This is a genomic window from Caballeronia sordidicola (assembly GCF_002220365.1).
GTDB classification, from domain to species: Bacteria; Pseudomonadota; Gammaproteobacteria; order Burkholderiales; family Burkholderiaceae; genus Caballeronia; species Caballeronia sordidicola_C.
Map to the genome: position 1 here is coordinate 1 of NZ_MTHB01000124.1, position 4,789 is coordinate 4,789.

At 53.4% G+C, this 4,789-nt stretch carries 4 protein-coding genes; 2 read left to right on the forward strand and 2 right to left on the reverse strand.

Features of this window, described 5'->3' with window-relative positions; all coding sequences use genetic code 11:
• The coding region (locus BSU04_RS47130) for a hypothetical protein (RefSeq protein ID WP_218827323.1) at positions 1-206 on the reverse strand (206 nt) is incomplete at its 3' end.
• Positions 207-1,102: 896 nt separating this feature from the next.
• Between BSU04_RS47130 and BSU04_RS20625 the strand changes: the two genes are divergently transcribed.
• Positions 1,103-1,537, forward strand: coding sequence for a thioredoxin family protein (locus tag BSU04_RS20625; RefSeq protein WP_089162361.1), 435 nt, complete (start codon positions 1,103-1,105; stop codon positions 1,535-1,537).
• A gap of 1,286 nt (positions 1,538-2,823) precedes the next feature.
• On the opposite strand, the gene BSU04_RS20635 is transcribed toward BSU04_RS20625, so the two are convergent.
• Complete coding sequence (locus BSU04_RS20635; RefSeq protein ID WP_089162363.1) at positions 2,824-3,060, reverse strand: SHOCT domain-containing protein; 237 nt, start codon at positions 3,058-3,060, stop codon at positions 2,824-2,826.
• 857 nt (positions 3,061-3,917) lie between these two features.
• Here BSU04_RS20635 and BSU04_RS20640 point away from each other — a divergent pair.
• Complete coding sequence (locus BSU04_RS20640; RefSeq protein WP_089162364.1) at positions 3,918-4,733, forward strand: PRC-barrel domain-containing protein; 816 nt, start codon at positions 3,918-3,920, stop codon at positions 4,731-4,733.
• Positions 4,734-4,789: the final 56 nt, after the last annotated feature.

Sequence of the window (4,789 nt, forward strand, 5' to 3'; positions counted from 1 at the left end):
GGAAAGCCGTCTCTTTCCATTTGACCGTTGAACGCGCGTAGGTCGGTTAGACATTTTTCGGCTAACTCGATCTTTGGGGGTGCGCTGTCTTGCGACGACTGAGGACTCACCACGGTGGTCGCCGGGAGCCCTGCGGCTAGTAGCGGGGACGCGAATGCAAGACCGAACGCAGTGGCGATGAGGCTCGCTTGTGTTAAGCGTTTCATATGAGGAGCTTCCTTGAAGCTTTGTTGGACCGACGCTGACGTGAGTCCGGTACACGACGTTGATGAATTTGATAGTAGGTGTCTTTCGGCCGGGCGCATAGAATCGGAAACTACTTAGAGATGAGCGGGGCTAAGCTTGACGCCTGCACCAGCAACTTGGCTTGCGAGATGACTACCTACTTCGTTAGTTAAGTTATGACAAGACATCCAAAGTGCCTGTCGCGCTTTTTTGGAGTTGTAGGTGATTGCCAGCGAGACGCCTCCAAATATCTAGGTGACCTCGTGAAAGGAAAGGGTTCTTTGGCCGTTGCGGCCCGTGGCGTCATCGACGCGGTTGTAGGTGATTCGAAAGTTTCAATGCATCCGTCTGAGTAGTTTCCGAGCCTGTCTTCGTCCAGCACTTAGCGCTATCGTGGTAGGGATAGAAAAGCGGTGGTCAGATCGAATCCAAATGCAGCTCGAGGGCCCACAATGTCTACAGACACTTCATTGAAACCGCGTTCGATCGTGTAACGAAGGCGGATAGCCGGTCACCCAGCCAAAGTACAACGGAAGCGGCCAATACGCCCCGATGGGAACCATCAGCTCGGTTGATGGAATTCGTTAGGGACGAGCAATCGAATCCTCTGTTGTAGTTTCGAGATAAAATTTAAATATGACCGGGATAGCTTTCAAAGTAGGAATGCGAAAAACTAAAAATAAACTCAGATAAATTTGATCCCGGGGACAAGGTTCTTTTCCTGCTAGATTTGCTTAGGAAAATGAATTGATTGTAAGGGATATCGATCTGGCGAAAACCACTCGCCCTTGTAGTCGATATTTCTAGTAAATAGGAATACGATTGAAAGTAACCGATCGCGGACACGCAGTCGAAAAGATGAATTTCGGAGTGCAAAATGAATAGACTTTATGGGAATGGACCTCTGCCGAAAGGGTTTGAACCCGAATCAATCGCGGGTACGCCTGCGCGGATCGTCGCCCACAAGCGGTCGTCCGGCGGCGGTCCGATTTCACTAACCGCGGCGAATTTCTATCGGCACGTTGGCGCGTCTGAACTGCCGGTGGTAGTTGATTTCTGGGCTCGATGGTGCAGCATCTCGAAGGCGATGGCACCTCATTTTGCCAATGGCGCACTCAAGCTCACTGGGCGCGCGATGTTCGCAAAAGTGGAAATAGATGAGGAGGCATCACTCGCAGCACGCTACGGAACTGAATGCGTCCCTACACTCATCGTTCTCAGAAATGGACAGGAGATAGAGCGCCACTGCGGAGCGACGACTGCGGGGCAGCTTGATCTTTGGCTGCAGCCCCATCTTCGAAAGACTAGCTAGCGAAGGTCGCCGGCTGAGTTCGAAAAGCAGTATCGGCTCCAGATCACCGCAACTTAACGGGCTTGGCAGATGACCGGGTCACAAACGATCGATTCCTATTCAGATCGTCGTGATCACGAGACAGTCGTGGCGAGGAATGTTGGTCACCTTCATGCATATCTGCGTCAGTGCCTACGATGTCTCCTGCTATTCCCTGCGCAAACGACACTTGCGATCTGAGGTAGAAGTGGAGCCGGAAACCTGAACGGTCGAGTAGATGGAATCGCTCGGTTATCAGATGAGCCTAATGCTCCGAAAAGGGAACTCGACAATGACCGAAAGAAGCCGACGCGCGCACTCAGCTGCGTTCAAGGCGAGGTTGCACTGGAGACGATTCGCGGCGAGTGCAGGCGGTCCGAGTTGGTGCAGCAAAGCGACCGAGTGATGAGCCGTCGGTCGATATAAAGACGCTGCGTGAAAACATTGGCTGATTGGCTCTCGAGAGCGACTTCTCTAGCCGGCGTGCCCGTCAAATCGAGATTTCTGAATGTAGAGAATGACACATCGGGACGACACGTTTGCAGTTATACGAGAGGCGACGCTGCTCGATATCCGGCGCTCACCGTCTAATCCGTATGGACTGGAGTGAGAGGGCAGGATTTTGCGCTGATACGGCACATCGATGAGCTACACCTCGAGTATCCGTTCGCCCACGCGCATGTTGATGCGCATGCTCAGGAGGGACGGGGTCGCGGTCGGCCACAAGCATGTCGGCACGTTGCGCGAAAAATGGAATCGAAGCGCTGCACCGCACGCTGAACTACAGTCGCAAACACTGCTGCTCACAAAATTGGCCTTACTTGATACGTGAGTTATGTGAACGGAAAATTGATCGTAGCAACCAGGTCTTTGCGCTGGATACGACCTACATCCCGTTGGCATGTTGCCTCGTCTATCTCACCGCGGTGATCGATTCGCCGCGGAAGGCGGTTGGCAAGCGCGGCGTATCCGATGTAAGGTGGCCAGACAGCTGGAATTCGTCAGCCGGCGCGCAGCACAATCTTTCAGGCCGATCAGATTTAACGAGTCGACTCACCGCGATCGTCGCAATCCGCGCAACGACATTATTCGTCTCAAGACTGGGTCGCCCGAAACCGCAAGTGATATCGCATCGCTTCAATGACCACAAGGGTCATTCGCTATTCCACGGTTTGTCCACATTTTGCTCCAAGTTGATCCGCAGCACATCTTAAGACTCACCTCCGGCGCGGTTCGACTCACGTTAGCGGCGCCCTCTATTTCCCGCGTTATGCCTTGATTATCTCCGATTTAATCAAACCGAACTCTTCCCGACTTATCTCTCCGCGCGCATAACGTTCGTTGAGAATATCGAGGGCGTTCTTCCGTGGCATCTGGCCATAATTTCTATGAGCTCGATACGTATAGCCCCAATTTCCGAAGCTCGAAACAATAAGAAAAACTACGGCAAACCAGAGAAACCAACCCCAGCCAAAATACCAGTCGTTCCAGTAATAGTGTGACATTTGAACCTCCATCTTCTGTCCGAGAACAGTTCATAACTGAGTTAAACCGGGGCCTCTCACCGTAGCAACTCGCCGTCGCTCCTTTAAGCGAGTCCCAATGGAGGGGCAGGCGAGCAAGTCGTAGGCGAACGTTACGCTATAAGCTTATCGATCTCTTGCCCAAAGAGGTAGTTCGGAAAATACTTAGCGCAATCGATCTAAAATTTGCTGTGCTCGTTGCTGCGGCGACGTTGTTTTCACTGCGTCATAAGTCAATGCCCGCAAAAAAACTCCTACTTGAGGTGTGCGATAGTCAGCTCCTAGTCCTTTCGGTTACTGAGGTTCCACGGACTTTGCTCGTCTCGCACCAGATCGCTTTAAGCGGGTAGCCTCGTGCTGACACACGACTGAGTAGTTTCCGTGCCTATCGCGGGATGTTTGGTCGGGTCTATCCTTTGTGTGACTGCAGCACAGTGTACTGGTCGACCGAACACGAGGTGCGAGCGTGGATCGAAGGGGGAAAAGGCAAGTCGGGTGCGCGCCGCCCTTATTCAGGTGTAGTTGCTCATTCACTAACGGTCCCCACCGAGCTCCGCTACCGGTCGGGTCGGCGCAAGTAGTAGCGGGGTCGATACGAAGAGCTTGCCGAAATCAGGCCGCTGTTTTCCTGATCCGACGCCATAGCAATTTTCCGGTCACTCTCCTGCATTGCCTGGATTACATTGATTAACAGACAAAAAGCTCGTCGACGGCCTAAACGGGATCGGAACGTTCATTACATTGCTTCACTTATGACCGCTCGCGTCGAACGGTCCGTGAGTCCCCGAAACTCAGGACGGAGCTGGTCGCTTGTCAGAATATATGACGGAGTACCGAAAATGTTGAGAAGTATACAAACTCTTAAGGGCAGCGCGGTCGCTGCGCTCGATGGGCTATTAGGAAGCGTTGACGAAGTCTATTTCGATGACGAGGCGTGGGGCGTCCGTTACCTTGTGATAGATACTGGAAACTGGCTCAATGAACGTCAGGTCCTGATTTCACCGTATTCCGTCAAACACACCGACCCGGGAGCGGGCGCCGTGTCCGTGGATTTAACTCGCGACCAGGTAAGGGACAGCCCGAGTATCAACACGCAACAGCCAGTGTCTCGTCAGCACGAGGTGAAGTATCTCCGTTACTACGGCTATCCGATGTACTGGGGCGGCCGAGACTCATGGGGAATAGGCGGTTTCCCTGTGCTCGGTCCGATGCAGGTCGCGCCAGGTATTGAATCGGAAGCGTTTGAACCTATTGAGCTAGCGGTGGATGGAGCACCGCCAGTGGACGTGCACTTGCGAAGTACAGACGCTGTGACGGGTTACCACATTGAAGCGCGCGACGGAAGCATAGGGCACGTCTCGGGTTTCATCTTCGACGACGTGGCATGGGTCATTCGTTACCTGACAGTCGATACGCGAAACTGGTGGCCCGGAGGCAAGACGGTACTTTTGGCAACTCAGTGGGTTGGCTCCGTAGATTGGCTCGGGTCTACCATTTCCACAGGGCTAACGCGCGGGTCCATCAGGAGCTGCCCGGACTACGACGATTCGGTGCCACTGAGCCGCACCTATGAAGCGGCGCTTCATACGTTTCATGGCAAGGACGGATATTGGGCGAAAGGCGATACGTCTTTGCCGCGACAAGACGTTTCCTAAGTCCCCCTATGAACGAAGTGGAGCACTCGGGCTCATGGAGCGAGTTGTCGGCGTGG